A 14420-nucleotide genomic window follows, 5' to 3' on the forward strand; every position below is an offset into this window, starting at 1 on the left:
CGGGCCTCAGATGCCCATGCAGAGGTACTTGATCTCCATGTAGTCATCGAGGCCGTGGCGCGAGCCTTCGCGGCCGAGGCCGGACTGCTTGACGCCGCCGAACGGCGCGACCTCGGTGGAGATCAGGCCGGTGTTGATGCCGACCATGCCGGCCTCCAGCGCCTCGGCGACGCGCCAGACGCGCGACAGGTCGCGGGCGTAGAAGTAGCTGGCCAGGCCGTATTCGCTGTCGTTCGCCTGGCGGATGGCGTCGGCCTCGTCCTTGAAGCGGATCACCCCGGCCAGCGGGCCGAAGGTCTCTTCGCGGGCCAGCAGCATGTCGGCGGTGACGTTGGCCAGCACCGTCGGCAGGAAGAAGTTCTCGCTCGTCCCGCGCTCGCCGCCGACCAGCACCCTCGCCCCGCCGGAGACCGCGTCGGTCAGGTGCTCTTCGACCTTGGCGACGGCCTTGGAGTCGATCAGCGGACCGACGTCGACGCCGGCCTCCAGGCCGGAGCCGACCTTCAGCTTGGCGACGCGGGCGGCGAGCTTCGCGACGAACTCGTCATAGACGCCGTCCTGCACGTAGAAGCGGTTGGTGCAGACGCAGGTCTGGCCGCCGTTGCGGAACTTCGACACCACCGCGCCCTCGACCGCGGCGTCGACGTCGGCGTCGTCGAACACCAGGAACGGCGCGTTGCCGCCGAGCTCCAGCGACAGCTTCTTGATGGTGTCGGCGGACTGACGCATCAGCTCGGCGCCGATCTCGGTCGAGCCGGTGAAGCTGATCTTCGCCACCACCGGGTTGGCGGTCAGCTCGCCGGCGATGGCCCGCGCGCTGCCGGTGATCACGTTGAACACGCCCTTCGGCACGCCGGCCTCTTCGGCCAGCACCGCCAGCGCCAGGGCGGAGTAGGGGGTGGCCGAGGCCGGCTTCAGCACCACGGTGCAGCCGGCGGCCAGCGCCGGGCCGATCTTGCGGGTGATCATCGCCGAGGGGAAGTTCCACGGCGTGATCGCCGCGATGACGCCGATCGGCTGCTTCAGCACGACGATCCGCTTGTCCGCGGCGTGGCTCGGGATGACCTCGCCGTAGGCGCGCTTACCTTCCTCGGCGAACCATTCCAGGAAGCCGGCGGCGTAGGCGATCTCGCCCTTGGCCTCGGCCAGCGGCTTGCCCTGCTCGCGGGTCAGCAGTTCGCCCAGGATGTCCTGGTTGGCCATCATCAGGTCGTAGAACTTGCGCAGGATCTTCGACCGCGCGCCGGCGGTCAGCGCACGCCAGGCCGGCAGGGCGGCTTCGGCCGCGGCGATCGCGCGCTTGGTCTCGGCCGCGCCCATGTTCGGCGCCTGGCCCAGCGTCTCGCCGGTCGCCGGATCGGTGACGGCGAAGGTCGAGGCGTTGTCCGCGTCGCACCAGCGACCGTCGATGTAGGCCTGTTCTCGGAGCAGCGTGCGGAAGGTCATGGGGATCGCTTCGGTCCTTCGATTTGAGACGGCGCGTGCGCTCCAGCGGATGTGGCCCTTGGCGGTGCGCATGCCAAGGCGACGCCCGCATTCACGACCTACCGCCGTGTGCGAGCACGTCGCCACGCCGTCCCACCCATCCGGGAAATCCCGGACACTGATGGTGGCCGGACGCGTATCACCGGATCGGCCAGCCGCGCAACGGCGGCGGCCCGCGCCAACAGCGCGCGGCGCCGTGTGGGACAAGCTTGGCTTGAGGATCGGGGCGGGGTCAGGCCCCGGGGGTCAGGCCGACAGGCCCGACTGGTCGGTTTCGCCGGGCTCGGCGGCGCGCAGGTGCCAGGAGAGCAGCACCGCCAGCATCACCACCCCCCACGCCAGCGACGTGACCATCGCCGCCAGACGGCCCGCGATCACTGCGGGAATCCAGCCGACATAGACGCCCGTCGGGCCCCAGGAGGCAGCCGCCCAGGCCCAGCAGAAGGCGAAGATCGCCGCGGGGAGGGCCCAGATCAGGACCCGACGCCATTTCATGCAGTCCATCCGAATCGCGCCTTAGGAAACCTGACTGAAACTAAACTCCGCAGGCGACGCTTTTGTGTCCCGACGGCGGTCAACTTTTCGAGGGCGCCTGGCGGCGGCCGGCGTTAGGCGGTGATGGACACCTGGATTTTACCAGCGCTGCTCGGGCTCGGCCTCGCCGCGTCGACGGGGCTGAAGACCTCGTTCCGTTGTTAATGATGGCGGTGGCGGCCCGGTTCCATCTGTTCGGCCTGGAGCTTTCCGGCCCGTTCGCCTGGCTGGGCTCGACCGCCGCGGTCGCCGCCCTGGCGGTCGCCACGACGGTCGAGCTGGCGGCCGACAAGATCCCGTTCGTCGACCACGCGCTCAGCCTGGTCGGCACGCTGGCGCGCCCCGCGGCCGGCGCGCTGGTCGCCGCCGCCGCCTTCAGCAACCTCGACCCGACCGCCGCGGCGATCGCCGGGCTGATCATCGGCGCGCCCGCGGCGCTGGCCGTGCACTCGGCCCAGGCCACCACCCGGGTGGCCAGCACCGCGACCACCGGCGGGCTGGCGAATCCGGCGCTGTCGCTGGCCGAGGACGTGGCGGCGTTCGGCGGCTCGATCCTGGCGCTGGCGGCCCCGCTGCTGGTGCCGGTGGTGCTGCTGGTCGCCGGCCTGATCGCCTGGCGGGTGGTGGCGGCCGCGCGTCGCGCCCGTCATCCGTAGCGCCACCGGGTATTTTGTCGGCTTCTGTCAGGTCGCTGGGCCCGCCGGCGGCTAACGAACAGGGTCCAAGACAAGAACCCAGGGAGACACCATGGCGGCCTATCTGATCGTCTACCGCGAGAGCCCGGTCCGCGACCCGGCCGAGATGGAGCGGTACCAGGCCCAGACCCGGCAGATGTCCGGCGGCGACTGGAAGCTGACGCCGCGGGTGATCTACGGCGCGGTGACGCCGCTCGAAGGCCAGGCCCCGGACGGGGTCATCATGCTGGAGTTCCCGACCGTCGAGGACGCCAGGGCCTGGTACGAGAGCCCGGCCTATCAGGCGGCGCTGCCGCACCGGAAGAAGGCCGCCGACTTCCGGGCGATCATCGTCCAGGGGATGTGATCGGCTTCACATCCTCCGTCATCCCGGCCGGAGCGTAGCGTAGAGCCGGGACTCAGGGCGGCGGGCACGGCCCCTGGGTCCCGGATCGGCCACTCGGCCGTCCGGGATGACGGGGTTTTATCTCGGCCTCAGTGCACCGACGGCCCGGTTCCGGCGTCCGGTTCTGGCCGGCTCGGCGGTTCCGGCGGCGGCTCGGTCCCGGCGCCGTCGCCCGGCTGGGCGGTGAAGCTCGCCGGCTCGCCGGTCGCGCTGCGCCTGGCCGGCTTTGGCCGGCGTTCCGCCTCCAGGACGATCGTGTTCGTCGCCCCGTCCCAGCGGGCCAGCACCTTGTCGCCCTCCTGCACCTCGTTGGACAGGATCGCCCGGGCGAGTTCGGTCTCCAGCTCGGAGCGGATCAGCCGGCGCAGCTCGCGGGCGCCGAACTCGGGCCGGAAGCCCTCCTCGGCCAGGTGGTCGACCAGCGAGTCGGCGACCGCGAGCTCGATGCCCTGGCCGTGGGCGGTGCGCCGCACGCGCTCCAGCTGCAGCTCGACGATCGAGCGGATCTGCTCGCGGCCCAGCGCGTGGAAGACGATGATCTCGTCGATCCGGTTGATGAACTCCGGCCGGAAGTGGCCGCGCAGCACGTCCATCAGTTCGCGCTTCAGCCGGGCGGGGTCCTCCTCCTGGGTGCCGCGGTGGCGCAGGTTGCGCTGGATGATGTCGGAGCCAAGGTTGCTGGTGGCGATCAGCACGGTGTTGGTGAAGTCCACCACCCGGCCCTTGCCGTCGGTCAGCCGGCCGTCGTCGAACACCTGCAGGAGCACGTTGTAGACGTCCGGGTGGGCCTTCTCGATCTCGTCCAGCAGCACGACGCTGTAGGGCCGCCGGCGGACCCGCTCGGTCAGCTGGCCGCCTTCCTCGTAGCCGACGTAGCCCGGCGGCGCGCCGATCAGCCGGGCGACCGCATGACGCTCCATGTACTCGCTCATGTCGATGCGGATCATCGCGTCCTCGTCGCCGAACACCGTCTCGGCGAGCGTCTTGGCGAGCTCCGTCTTGCCGACCCCGGTGGGGCCCAGGAACAGGAAGGTGGCGATCGGGCTGCGGCCCTCGCGCAGGCCGGCGCGAGCCAGCCGTACGGCGTCGCTGACCGCCTTCACCGCTTCCTCCTGGCCGACGACCCGCTGCCGCAGCCGGTCCTCCATCTTCACCAGCCGTTCGCGCTCCTCGCTGGTCAGCTCGTTGACCGGCACGCCGGTCAGTTTGGAGACCACCTGTGCGATGTGCTCGACGCGGACGTCGGCCGAGCCCGAGCCGCGCTCGCGCCGCCAGCGTTCGGTGGCCTCCTCGAGCTGCTTGGCCTTGGCCTCGTGCTGGGCCTGCAGGTCGTGGGCGCGGTCGAATTGCTTGCGCGAGCTGGCGTAGTCCTGCTCGCGCTTCAGTTGGCGGCTCTCGGCCTCCAGGTCCTGCACCTCCACCGGCCGGGAGGACGAGGACATCTTCACCCGCGCGGCGGCCTGGTCGATCAGGTCGATCGCCTTGTCCGGCAGGAAGCGGCCGGTGATGTAGCGGTCCGACAGCTCGGCCGCGGCGATGACCGCCTCGTCGGTGATCGTCACCTTGTGGTGCGCCTCCAGCGTGTCGCGCAGGCCGCGCAGGATCATGATCGTCTGGGCGACGGTCGGTTCGGGGACGAACACCGGCTGGAAGCGGCGCTCCAGCGCGGCGTCCTTCTCGATGTGCTTCTGGTACTCGTTGAGCGTCGTCGCCCCGATCAGGTTCAGCTCGCCGCGGGCCAGCGCCGGCTTGAAGGTGTTGGCCACGTCCAGTCCACCTTCGCCGCCGCCGGAGCCGGCGCCGACGATGGTGTGGATCTCGTCGATGAACAGGATCAGCTCGTCCTGGCGGTCGGTGACCTCCTGCAGGATCTGCTGCACCCGCTCCTCGAACTCGCCGCGGTACTTGGAGCCGGCGACCAGCGAGTTCACCGACAGCTCCACCAGCCGCTTGCCGCGCAGCGCCTCGGGCACCTCGCCGGCGATGATCCGCTGGGCGAGGCCTTCGACGATGGCGGTCTTGCCGACCCCTGGTTCGCCGATCAGCACCGGGTTGTTCTTCTTGCGCCGGGCCAGCACCTCGATCGTCGTCTCGATCTCCAACGCCCGGCCGATCACCGGGTCGAGCTTGCCCGCGTTGGCGAGCTTGGTCAGGTCGCGCGAGTACTTGTCGAGGTTCGGGGTGTTGGTCGGCGCATCGACGCGGCCTTCCTCCGCGCCGCGGCCGACCACCTTGGTGACCTGCTGGCGGATCGCCTGCGGCGTCAGGCCCAGCCGTCGCAGCACGTCGGCGGCGATCCCTTCGCCCTCTTCGGCCAGGCCGATTAGAAGATGCTCCGGCCCGATGTAGGAGTGGCCGAAGTCGCGCGCGGCGGCGAAGGCGCGCGACAGCGCGTCCTTGACCCTCGGGGCTACGCCGACCTCGTCGCCGGCCTCCGCCGGCGTCGGCGTTGCGGCCGGAGCCTCGGCACGCACCTGCCGGCGGAGCTCGTCGGGCGAGACCTTGAACTGGTCCAGGATGGTGCGGACCACGTCGCTCTCGGTCAAAGCCAGCAGCAGATGCTGGGTGTCGACTTCGCGGCGACCCATCTCGACCGCCTCCTGCGCGGCCTTCTGCAGGATCTCCTTGGCGTGCTCGCTGAGGTTCTCGGTCGAGCTGCGGCGCGGTCGCGGCGCGCCGCTCCGGGCGCCGCCTTCCTCCGCCGCGGCGGGCTCGAACGGATCGCCGCCGAACCGCCCGCCCCAGGAATCGCCGAAGAAGTCGTCGAACAGGCTGCTGCGGCCGCCGCTGAACAGCGACTCCAGCGGCGAGCTGGCGCGCTGCCGCGCCGCCAGGCGGCGGTAGTCGATTTCGCAGAGGTTCAGCGAGCGCCGCTCGCCGTCGCTCGCCACCGTGGCGCGCACCGTCGCCGGCCGCACGCCGCATACGTCACACAGTTCGGCCATCGCATCTCTCCCTGGATGGAGGGGGAAACCCGCGGGCGTCGGCCCTAGGTCCGTCCGATCGCGGCGAGATCTTGCCGGCGGCGGCCCTGCGCGGCGGGCTGGTCAGAGGCCCGATAACGCGGTTCTATCGTCGGTGGTGAAGCTTGGAGCCGCCATGGCCAGTCCGATCCAGACCGCGGCGCGCGTGCGTTCGGCCTTTGCGGCGGCCGCGGTGCTGCTGCCCGGCGCGGCGGCGCAGGCCAAGCCGCCGCCCGAGGCGGTGGCGGCGATGATCGAGGCGGCGGCGAGCGATCCGGAGGCCCTGAAGACGGTGGCGCGGGTCGCGAAGAAGACCAATCCGGACTCGATCGTCGAGATCGACGCCCAGGTCGCGCAGCTGAAGGCCAGGGAGGCGGAGCGGAAGGTCGAGATGGCCAGCCGAGGCTTCTTCGCGGGCTGGGAGGGCGAGGGCGAGGTCGGCGGCGGCGTCTCGACCGGCAACACCGACGAGGAACGCCTCGCGCTCGGGCTCGAACTCGAGAAGGACGCGTTGCACTGGCGCCATTCCGTCGACCTCACCGCCGACCTGCAGCGGGAAGACGGCGAGACGACCAAGGAGCGGTTCTTCCTGTCGCTCAGCAGCCAGTACAAGATCACCCGTCGGCTCTACGCCGTGGGCGTGCTGTGGGGGGAGGGCGACCGCTTCGCCGGCTACTACAGCCGCTTCTCCGAGAGCGTGGGCCTGGGCTATCGGCTGGTCGACCGGCCCGGGGTGAAGTTCAGGGTCGAGGCCGGGCCGGCGCTGCGGCAGGCCGACTACATCGACACCGGTCACGAGCACTCGGCCTCGCTGCGCGCCGCCGAGTACCTGTCCTGGAAATTCGCGTCGCGCGGCACGTTCACCCAGCGCGCCGTCGCCTACTGGGAGGCCGGCAATTCGACCCTGATCGGCACGACCGCGCTGACCACCACGCTGTACGAGGCCCTGGCCGCCCGGGCCTCGTTCGAAGTTCGCCACGAGAGCCAGCCGCCGCTTGACCGCGACAGCACCGACACGACCACGCGGTTGACGCTGGTCTACAGCTTCTAGGCGACGCCCTGCACCCGCTGCGGCTCGATCTCGTAGATCACCCGCTCTTCGCCGGGTTGGCGGAACGGGTACTTGTCCTTGTCGAGATACTTCTTGGCCAGGAAGTCGATGTGCGCGTCAGCGCCCTCGTCGTGGATCTTGGAGACCACGCCGCGCACCTGCACATAGCGATAGGGATTGTCGGGGTCGGTGATCGACAGCGCGACCGGCGAGCCCAGGTGCATGTTGCGGGTTTTCACCCGCCCCTTGGCGGTGTTCACCAGCACCCGGCCGTCGCGGTAGTCGATCCAGACTGGCGTCACCTGCGGCGCGCCATCCGGCATCGTCGTCGCCAGGTGGGCGAACGTCCGCTTCTCCTGCAGCAGATCTGAGTAGTCCTGAATCGACGCCATCGGTTCGGCTCCTTGGATTGCGGCCACGCCCGGCGCGGATGGGCCCAGGCTTAAACTTGCGGCGTCGATGCAAAGGTTCGCGCAGGCGCGCGAATTCCCGAGGTCCGGTTCGCACGTCCGTACCGTATCGAGCTTGAAGTCAGGTCCTCACCTGATGTCGCCGCCCCACTGCGCAGCCCAATCTGCGGGTGTCCGACGAGGCGAAGGATGCGGCGCGATGTCTGACGGCGGCTCTCTCATGCGTCTGGCGGCATCCGGGCTCGCGCGGCTCGGCGGTCTGTTGGGCGCTCTGAGCCTGGTGCTGGCGGCCGCCGGCTGCGCCACCCCGGCGCGGGTGCCGGCCGCCCCGGCGGCGCTGGCCGGCCGGGCGGCGCCTTCGATCGGCCAATTGCGCTTTCTCCCCGCCCGCGATCCCGCCCCGTTCGTGCAGGAGGCGCGCGACTCCATTCGCAAGGAACTGGCCTGGCGCGCCAGCCAGGGGCTGACCGGGCCGCTGCCGCCGACCAGCCTATTGGCGATCTCCGGCGGCGGCGAGGACGGGGCCTACACCGCGGGGCTGCTCAATGGCTGGACGGCGCGTGGCGACCGGCCGGAGTTCCGGGCCGTCACCGGCATCAGCACCGGTGCGCTGGGCGCGCCGTTCGCCTTCCTCGGGCCGCGCTATGACGGTGTGCTCAGGACGGTCTACACGGAGGTGTCGGCGAAGGACATTTTTCGCAGGCGCAATGTGATCAGCGGCTTCTTCGGCGACGCGATGGCGGACACCACGCCGCTGTTCGAGCTGACTAGCCGCTACATCGATCGCCCGCTGCTTGACGCGATCGCCGCCGAGTATGCGAAGGGTCGGTTGCTGCTGGTCGGCACCACCAACCTCGACACGCTGGAGCCGGTGGTCTGGAACATGACCGCGATCGCCGCGAGCAAGGACCCGCAGGCGATCGAGCTGTTCCGCAAGGTGCTGCTGGCTTCGGCCTCGATCCCCGGCGCCTTTCCGCCGGTGATGATCGACGTCCAGGTCGACGGCAAGCATTACCAGGAGATGCACGTCGACGGCGGGGCCATGGCCCAGGTGTTCGTCTATCCGCCGGCGCTGCACATCCGGGAGGAGTCGGCGGCCAGGGGCATCGAACGGCGGCGCGAGATCTACGTCATCCGCAATGCGCGGCTCGACGCCGACTGGGCCAGCGTCCAGCGCCGCACCCTGTCGATCGCCAGTCGGGCGATTTCGTCGCTGATGCAGACGCAGGGCGTCGGCGACCTTTACCGCATCTTCCTGATCAGCCAGCGCGACGGGGTCGGCTTCAACCTGGCCTACATCCCCTCGAGCTTCACCATGCGTCGCCGGGAGCAGTTCGACACCGCCTATATGCGCGGCCTCTACCAGACCGGCTACGACCTGGCGCGTGCGGGTTACCCCTGGGTCCATACCCCGCCGGGGTACGAGGAACAGTGGCGCGGCGAGGCCGCCGCCACGTCGGCCGCCGCGCCGGCGAAGCCGCCGGCCCAGCCGCAACCGGTCGGCCGGTAGGCGACCCCAGACCGGCTGCGAACCGGGGTTAAGCGCCAGGGACTTTTAGGCCCCACCTAGGGGTTTCCCTGAGGCCGGTCTCAGGTGTTCACCTGAGAAGCCCCCGAGCTAGGCCGGCATACGCTCCCGCTTAATCGCACAACGCGACTGGGAGGGTCTCCATGGTTTCCCGCACACGGCGCCCGGTTCTACGGCCCGCGCTGGCGCTCGGCGCGGCGTCCCTCGCCTTGGCCGCGCTCGCGGCGCCGGCGGCCTACGCCCAGACCACCGACGCCGACACCCTTCGCCAGATGCGCCAGGAGCTCGACGCGCTGCGCGCCGACCAGGCCGCGGCCAAGGCCGCCGAGCAGGCCCGCGCCCGGCGCATGGACGCGCTCGCCGCGCAACTCGCCCGCGCCAGCGGCGAGTCGGTGGTCCAGACGCCGCCGATCGAGCAGATCCCGGCGCAGGCGTCGTTCCCGCGCAGCGATGAGGGCCGCAAGTTCGAGATCTACGGCTTCGCCCAGGCCGACTACGTGCAGGACTTCAAGCGGGTGAACCCGGCCTGGGACGACACCCTGCGGCCTTCGCGCATTCCGACCACCGGCGACTTCGGCAGCAACGGCCAGAGCATCATCAGCGTCCGGCAGAGCCGGTTCGGGGTGCAGGCGCAGCAGCCGGTCCTCGGCGAGGACCTCTACGTCAAGTTCGAGTTCGACCTGTTCGGCGTCGGCGTCGACGAAGGCCAGACGACCTTCCGCCTGCGCCACGCCTACGGCAGCTGGGGGCCGTTGCTCGCGGGCCAGACGAACAGCGTGTTCATGGACGGTGACATCTTCCCCAACACCATCGACTACTGGGGCCCGGCGGGGATGGTGTTCCTGCGCAATCCGCAGGTCCGCTACACCTTCAAGTCCGGCGGCAGCCAGTTCGCCGTGGCGCTCGAAAAGCCCGGCAACGACATCGACCCGGGCAACATCCGGACCTTCGACGAGGATCTCGCCGGCTCAATCCAGAACGACGAGAAACTTCCGGACCTGACGGCGCACTGGCGCTACGCAGATGACTGGGGCCACGTGCAGCTGGCCGGCATCCTGCGGCGGGTCGGCTTCGACACGACCGACACCGTCGGCCACGAGCCGAAGGGCCACAAGATGGGCTGGGGTCTCAACCTGACCTCGAACATCAAGCTCTTCGAGAAGGACGTCATCCACCTCGGCGTCGTCTACGGCGAAGGCATCGCCAGCTACATGAACGACGGCGGCATGGACCTGGGCCCGAAGGGGCAGCTGGTGGTGCTGCCCGACGGCACGCTGACCGGTGTGCGGGCCGACGTGGTCCCGCTGCTCGGCCTGACCGCCTACTACGACCACTACTGGAGCGACGAGTGGAGCTCCTCGATCGGCTGGAGCCAGACCAAGGTCGACAACCTCTCGTTCCAGGCCGGCGACGCCTTCCAGACCGGCCAGTACGCCTCGGTCAACCTGCTCTGGGCTCCGCACAAGCGGATCATGATGGGCGGCGAGTTCCTGTGGGGCCAGCGCGAGGACAACGACGGCTCCAAGGGCGAGGACGCCCGCCTGCAGTTCTCCTTCAAGTACGCCTTCAGCAGCGATGATTTCCGCTGATCACCCCCCGTGGAGCACGGTCATGCCTGAGCTGAACACTTCCCGTCGCGACCTCGCCCGCGGCCTGGCCCTGCTGGGCGCCGCGGCGGCCCTTCCAGCCGGCGTCGCGGGCGTCGCCCGCGCCGCGCCAGCGGGCGCAGCCGCGGCGGTCAGCGCCGCCCACTCGCAGTACCGCGGGTTGGCCGAAGGCAAGAACGCCGACTACATCCCGGCGCTGGCCAAGGTGAACTCGAACTACTTCGGCATCGCCCTGGCCACGCCCGATGGCCAGACCGCGACCGCCGGCGACATCGAGCCGACCTTCTCGATCCAGTCGATCTCCAAGGTCTTCACCATGGCCCTGGTGTTCCAGGAGTCCGGCGAGGCGATGGTCGAGAACAGCGTCGGGGTCGACGCCACCGGCCAGGTGTTCAACTCGATCGTCGCCGTCGAGCAGTTCAAGGGCAAGGAGATGAACCCGCTGGTCAATCCCGGGGCGATCGCCACCACCGGCATGGTCAAGGGCGGCAGCGCCGAGGAGGTCTGGTCCAAGATCATCGGCATCCACAGCGCCTGCGCCGGCCGCCAGCTGAGCGTCGACCAGGAGGTCTACAAGTCGGAATCCGACACCAACCAGCGCAACCGCGCGATCGCCATGCTGATGAAGGCCTACGAGCGCTTCCCCGGCGACCCGGCCCAGGCGGTCGACCTCTACACCCGGCAGTGCTCGATCGCGGTCAACGCCAAGGACCTGGGGATGATGGCCGCGACGCTGGCCAACGGCGGCAAGAACCCGGTGACCAAGAAGCAGGTGATCGACGCCAAGCACATCCCCGGGATCCTCGCCGTGATGGCCACCGCCGGCCTCTATGACGACAGCGGCAAATGGCTGTTCATGACCGGACTGCCGGCCAAGAGCGGCGTCGGCGGCGGGCTGATCGCCGTCTCGCCGGGCAAGTTCGGCATCGGCACCTTCTCGCCGCCGCTGGACGCCGCCGGCAACAGCGTGCGCGGCCAGAAGGCGATCAAGGCGGTCTCCGACGCGCTGGGCGGCAATCCGTACGCCGTGACCCCGGTCTAGTCGCGCAAGCCCAGAAAATGCGCGTCAAAGTAGCGAACGCCAAGCGTCAGATGTCGCGGCCGCGCGCCGGAGCCGCGGCCGCCTGCCTTGGCCTGCTGGTGCTCGGCGGCCAATCGGCCGCCGCCCAGACGGTCGCTGATGCGGCCGTCCGGACCGCACCGGCAAACGAAGCCAAGCGGCAGCGCATGGAGCAGCAGCTGCAGGAGCTTATCTCCATGCGTTCGGAGTTCGACCAGCGCATCCGGGCGCTCGAGATCGATCTCCACGGCAGTGCAGCCCCGTCCGCGGTGACGGCCACCGGCGCCGCCCCGCCCGGCGCGGCTCCAGCGATCCAGACGATCCCGGCGCAAGCCAGCGGGCCGCCGCCGGCCAAATGGGGAGGGTTCGAGCCCGGGAAGGGGATCGTCCTCATGCGCTCCGACGTCGGAGAGGTCGACATGGGGCTGGTGAGCTACCTGCGGTACCTCAACCAGCATGGCATGGACAAGACCTACACCAGCGCCTTTGGCCAACCCTTTGATGTCACGCCTCGGGAGGACTTCCAGCTCGCGAAGGTGCAGATCACCTTTCGCGGTTGGCTGTTCGATCCCCGGTTCGGATACAATGCCTACGTGTGGACGTCGCAGGCCAGCCAGGGGCTAGGCGCCCAGGTCGTGGTCGCCGGGAACATCAACTGGACCTTCAACGAGGCGTTGCGGGTCTACTTCGGCATCCACTCGCTTCCATCGACGCGCTCGACGAACCGGACCTTCCCCTACTGGCTGCGCAACGATAACCGGCCGATCGCCGACGAGTACTTCCGCGGGTCCTACACCCAGGGCATCTGGGCGGAGGGCAAGATCGCGCGCGGCCTCGAGTACCGGGTGATGGTGGCCAACAACCTGAGCGCCCTCGGCGTCCAGGCGCGCCAGCTCGATGCGAAGATCAACACCTACTCGGGCGCGCTGACCTGGATGCCGACCACGGGAGAGTTCGGGCCGGCAAACGGCTTCGGCGACTTCGAGCACCACCAGGACGTCGCGACGCTGTTCAGCGCGCATTACACGCGCAGCACGGAAGACCCGCAGTCCCAGCCCGCCACGGACTCGATCGAGAACACCCAGCTGCGATTGTCCGATGGGACCCTGCTGTTCAGTGACACGGCCTTCCCGCCCGGACGGATACTCGAAGCTCGCTACCAGATGATGGCTCTGGATGCGGGAATAAAATACAAGGGATTTGCTCTAGAGGGCGAATACTACGTTCGCTGGCTGGATAATTTCAAGATCGAGGGGCCTGTCCCCTTCGATCATATGTATGACACCGGCTTCCAGCTGCAGGCGTCGGCCATGCTCATTCCGAAGACGCTGCAATTCTACATTTCCGGATCGAAAATCTTCGGGAAGGTCGGCAATCCGTACGACGTCGCCGTCGGCTTCAACTATTTCCCGCTGAAGAGCCGGGATCTCCGGGTCAATGTGATGGGTCTCTACGTCGACCGCTCGCCGGTCGGCTACACGGCCTATCCCGTACCCGTCGGCGGGGACGGCTTCATCTTCGTGAGCGATTTCTCCCTGGCCTTCTGACGCGCCCATCAGAACGAACGATAAGGGTCCAGCACATGAGCCTAGGCGGCGCCAATCTCCGGACGGCGGTCGTGGCCGCCGCGATGGCCTGGCTTGCGGCCTCCGGCCCCGCGGCCGCCAAGCCGCCGCAGGGCTGCGAGTTCAACGACTCGCACTTCCACCTGACCAACTACATCCAGGAAGGGCCCTCGGCGGCGGAGCATCTGAAGCTGATCGGCCCCCGGGTCTGCCGCTCGACGCTGTTTGGCATCCCGCTGCAGCAGACGTGGAACTACCACGAGACCGGCGACTTCGCCCCGACCTACTACCTCGAGGCCGACGCGCCGCTCTACTACTACAGCTTCGTCGACGCGATGATCGCCCAGCAGTACCGCGCGCTGCCGCCGGCCGAGCGCGCGCGGCTGGATCCGATGATCACCGGCTTCAATCCAGCCGACATGTACGCCGCCGACCATGTGCGCCGGGTGCTGACGCTTTACCCCGGCGTGTTCACCGGCATCGGCGAGTTCTCGGTGCACAAGGAGTTCGTTTCGCCGAAGATCGCCGGCGGCGGCGCCAGCCTGACCGATCCGGCGCTGGACCGGCTGTTCGATTTCGCCGGCGAGGTCGGGCTGGTGGTGATCCTGCACAACGACATCGTCCGGCCGTTCACCAAGGACGCCAAGGTCAGGCCCTACTTCGACCAGCTGACCGCGCTCTACGCCCGGCACCCGAAGACGACGATCATCTGGGCGCACGTGGGCCTCGGCCGCGTGGTGCAGCCGGTCAAAGGCCACGCCGCGCATCTCGAGGAGATCCTCGCCAACCCGGCGATGCGCAACATCTACTTCGACCTGTCGTGGGACGAACTGGCCAAATACATCGTCGCCAGCGACGAGAGCCTGACGGTGACCGCCGACCTGATCAACAGGTACCCCGACCGCTTCCTGTTTGGCACCGACGTCGTCGCGCCGCGCCAGCCCGAGCAGTACTTCGGCGTCTACGAGATGTACGCGCCGCTCTGGGCCCGGCTGACGCCGGAGGCGCGCGAGAAGGTGCTGAAGGCCAACTACGTGCGGCTGTTCGACGAGGGCCGCCAACGTGTCCGCGCCTGGGAGCGGGCCAACGTCCCGGCGGCGGCCGCCGCCGCCGCCGTGCCTGCGGACGCGCGCTAGG

Annotated in this window: 12 protein-coding genes; 8 read left to right on the top strand and 4 right to left on the bottom strand. The window is 69.3% G+C overall.

Translation table 11 applies throughout. From position 1 onward, the window contains the following. Positions 1–6: 6 nt before the first annotated feature. Together ACSQ14_RS05640 and ACSQ14_RS05645 are read right to left on the bottom strand one after the other, a co-directional pair. Positions 7–1446, bottom strand: coding sequence for an NAD-dependent succinate-semialdehyde dehydrogenase (locus ACSQ14_RS05640; RefSeq protein ID WP_436010582.1), 1440 nt, complete (start codon positions 1444–1446; stop codon positions 7–9). A 285-nt stretch (positions 1447–1731) separates the two neighbouring features. Further along, a complete protein-coding gene (locus ACSQ14_RS05645; protein WP_436010584.1) occupies positions 1732–1980 on the bottom strand; it encodes a hypothetical protein in 249 nt (82 codons plus the stop codon). A gap of 197 nt (positions 1981–2177) precedes the next feature. Here ACSQ14_RS05645 and ACSQ14_RS05650 point away from each other — a divergent pair, with 197 nt between their 5' ends. Then, the gene (locus ACSQ14_RS05650) at positions 2178–2675 is read left to right on the top strand and encodes a DUF4126 domain-containing protein (protein WP_436010586.1); all 498 of its coding nucleotides are present in this window, start codon (positions 2178–2180) and stop codon (positions 2673–2675) included. Between the two features lie 91 nt (positions 2676–2766). Continuing rightward, the gene (locus ACSQ14_RS05655) at positions 2767–3060 is read left to right on the top strand and encodes a DUF1330 domain-containing protein (protein ID WP_436010588.1); all 294 of its coding nucleotides are present in this window, start codon (positions 2767–2769) and stop codon (positions 3058–3060) included. A 128-nt stretch (positions 3061–3188) separates the two neighbouring features. On the opposite strand, the gene ACSQ14_RS05660 is transcribed toward ACSQ14_RS05655, so the two are convergent. Beyond that, the gene (locus ACSQ14_RS05660) at positions 3189–6044 is read right to left on the bottom strand and encodes an AAA family ATPase (protein ID WP_436010590.1); all 2856 of its coding nucleotides are present in this window, start codon (positions 6042–6044) and stop codon (positions 3189–3191) included. A gap of 154 nt (positions 6045–6198) precedes the next feature. Here ACSQ14_RS05660 and ACSQ14_RS05665 point away from each other — a divergent pair, with 154 nt between their 5' ends. Then, positions 6199–7113: a DUF481 domain-containing protein gene (locus tag ACSQ14_RS05665; RefSeq protein ID WP_436010592.1), complete on the top strand. Its 915-nt coding sequence runs from the start codon at positions 6199–6201 to the stop codon at positions 7111–7113. Here ACSQ14_RS05665 and ACSQ14_RS05670 read toward each other — a convergent pair. After that, positions 7110–7505 carry a PPOX class F420-dependent oxidoreductase gene (locus ACSQ14_RS05670; protein WP_436010594.1) on the bottom strand — a complete coding sequence of 132 codons (396 nt, stop codon included), beginning with the start codon at positions 7503–7505 and terminating at the stop codon, positions 7110–7112. The two genes, ACSQ14_RS05665 and ACSQ14_RS05670, sit on opposite strands and share 4 nt — an antisense overlap. A 238-nt stretch (positions 7506–7743) precedes the next feature. On the opposite strand from ACSQ14_RS05670, the gene ACSQ14_RS05675 reads away from it, so the two are divergent. The 5 genes from ACSQ14_RS05675 to ACSQ14_RS05695 all read left to right on the top strand — a co-directional run bounded on the left by ACSQ14_RS05675 (position 7744) and on the right by ACSQ14_RS05695 (position 14419). Continuing rightward, on the top strand, positions 7744–9033 hold the full coding sequence (locus ACSQ14_RS05675) for a patatin-like phospholipase family protein (protein WP_436010596.1): 1290 nt from the start codon (positions 7744–7746) through the stop codon (positions 9031–9033). Positions 9034–9194: 161 nt separating this feature from the next. Then, the gene (locus tag ACSQ14_RS05680; protein ID WP_436010598.1) at positions 9195–10640 is read left to right on the top strand and encodes a DcaP family trimeric outer membrane transporter; all 1446 of its coding nucleotides are present in this window, start codon (positions 9195–9197) and stop codon (positions 10638–10640) included. Between the two features lie 22 nt (positions 10641–10662). After that, positions 10663–11700, top strand: coding sequence for a glutaminase A (gene glsA / locus ACSQ14_RS05685; protein WP_436010600.1), 1038 nt, complete (start codon positions 10663–10665; stop codon positions 11698–11700). A gap of 50 nt (positions 11701–11750) precedes the next feature. Next, positions 11751–13265 carry a hypothetical protein gene (locus ACSQ14_RS05690; RefSeq protein WP_436010602.1) on the top strand — a complete coding sequence of 505 codons (1515 nt, stop codon included), beginning with the start codon at positions 11751–11753 and terminating at the stop codon, positions 13263–13265. A 35-nt stretch (positions 13266–13300) separates the two neighbouring features. After that, complete coding sequence (locus ACSQ14_RS05695; RefSeq protein WP_436010604.1) at positions 13301–14419, top strand: amidohydrolase family protein; 1119 nt, start codon at positions 13301–13303, stop codon at positions 14417–14419. The last annotated feature ends 1 nt before the right edge of the window (position 14420 follow it).

This window comes from Phenylobacterium sp. LjRoot219 (assembly GCF_964252995.1).
Lineage (GTDB): Bacteria > Pseudomonadota > Alphaproteobacteria > Caulobacterales > Caulobacteraceae > Phenylobacterium.

What these genes read in the sequence shown, in the direction of transcription:
- ACSQ14_RS05640 (WP_436010582.1), bottom strand. Translation starts at nt 1,446, where the DNA reads ATGACCTTCCGCACGCTGCTCCGAGAACAGGCCTACATCGACGGTCGC.
- ACSQ14_RS05645 (WP_436010584.1), bottom strand. Translation starts at nt 1,980, where the DNA reads ATGAAATGGCGTCGGGTCCTGATCTGGGCCCTCCCCGCGGCGATCTTC.
- ACSQ14_RS05655 (WP_436010588.1), top strand. Translation starts at nt 2,767, where the DNA reads ATGGCGGCCTATCTGATCGTCTACCGCGAGAGCCCGGTCCGCGACCCG.
- ACSQ14_RS05660 (WP_436010590.1), bottom strand. Translation starts at nt 6,044, where the DNA reads ATGGCCGAACTGTGTGACGTATGCGGCGTGCGGCCGGCGACGGTGCGC.
- ACSQ14_RS05665 (WP_436010592.1), top strand. Translation starts at nt 6,199, where the DNA reads ATGGCCAGTCCGATCCAGACCGCGGCGCGCGTGCGTTCGGCCTTTGCG.
- ACSQ14_RS05670 (WP_436010594.1), bottom strand. Translation starts at nt 7,505, where the DNA reads ATGGCGTCGATTCAGGACTACTCAGATCTGCTGCAGGAGAAGCGGACG.
- ACSQ14_RS05675 (WP_436010596.1), top strand. Translation starts at nt 7,744, where the DNA reads ATGCGTCTGGCGGCATCCGGGCTCGCGCGGCTCGGCGGTCTGTTGGGC.
- ACSQ14_RS05680 (WP_436010598.1), top strand. Translation starts at nt 9,195, where the DNA reads ATGGTTTCCCGCACACGGCGCCCGGTTCTACGGCCCGCGCTGGCGCTC.
- glsA (WP_436010600.1), top strand. Translation starts at nt 10,663, where the DNA reads ATGCCTGAGCTGAACACTTCCCGTCGCGACCTCGCCCGCGGCCTGGCC.
- ACSQ14_RS05690 (WP_436010602.1), top strand. Translation starts at nt 11,751, where the DNA reads ATGTCGCGGCCGCGCGCCGGAGCCGCGGCCGCCTGCCTTGGCCTGCTG.
- ACSQ14_RS05695 (WP_436010604.1), top strand. Translation starts at nt 13,301, where the DNA reads ATGAGCCTAGGCGGCGCCAATCTCCGGACGGCGGTCGTGGCCGCCGCG.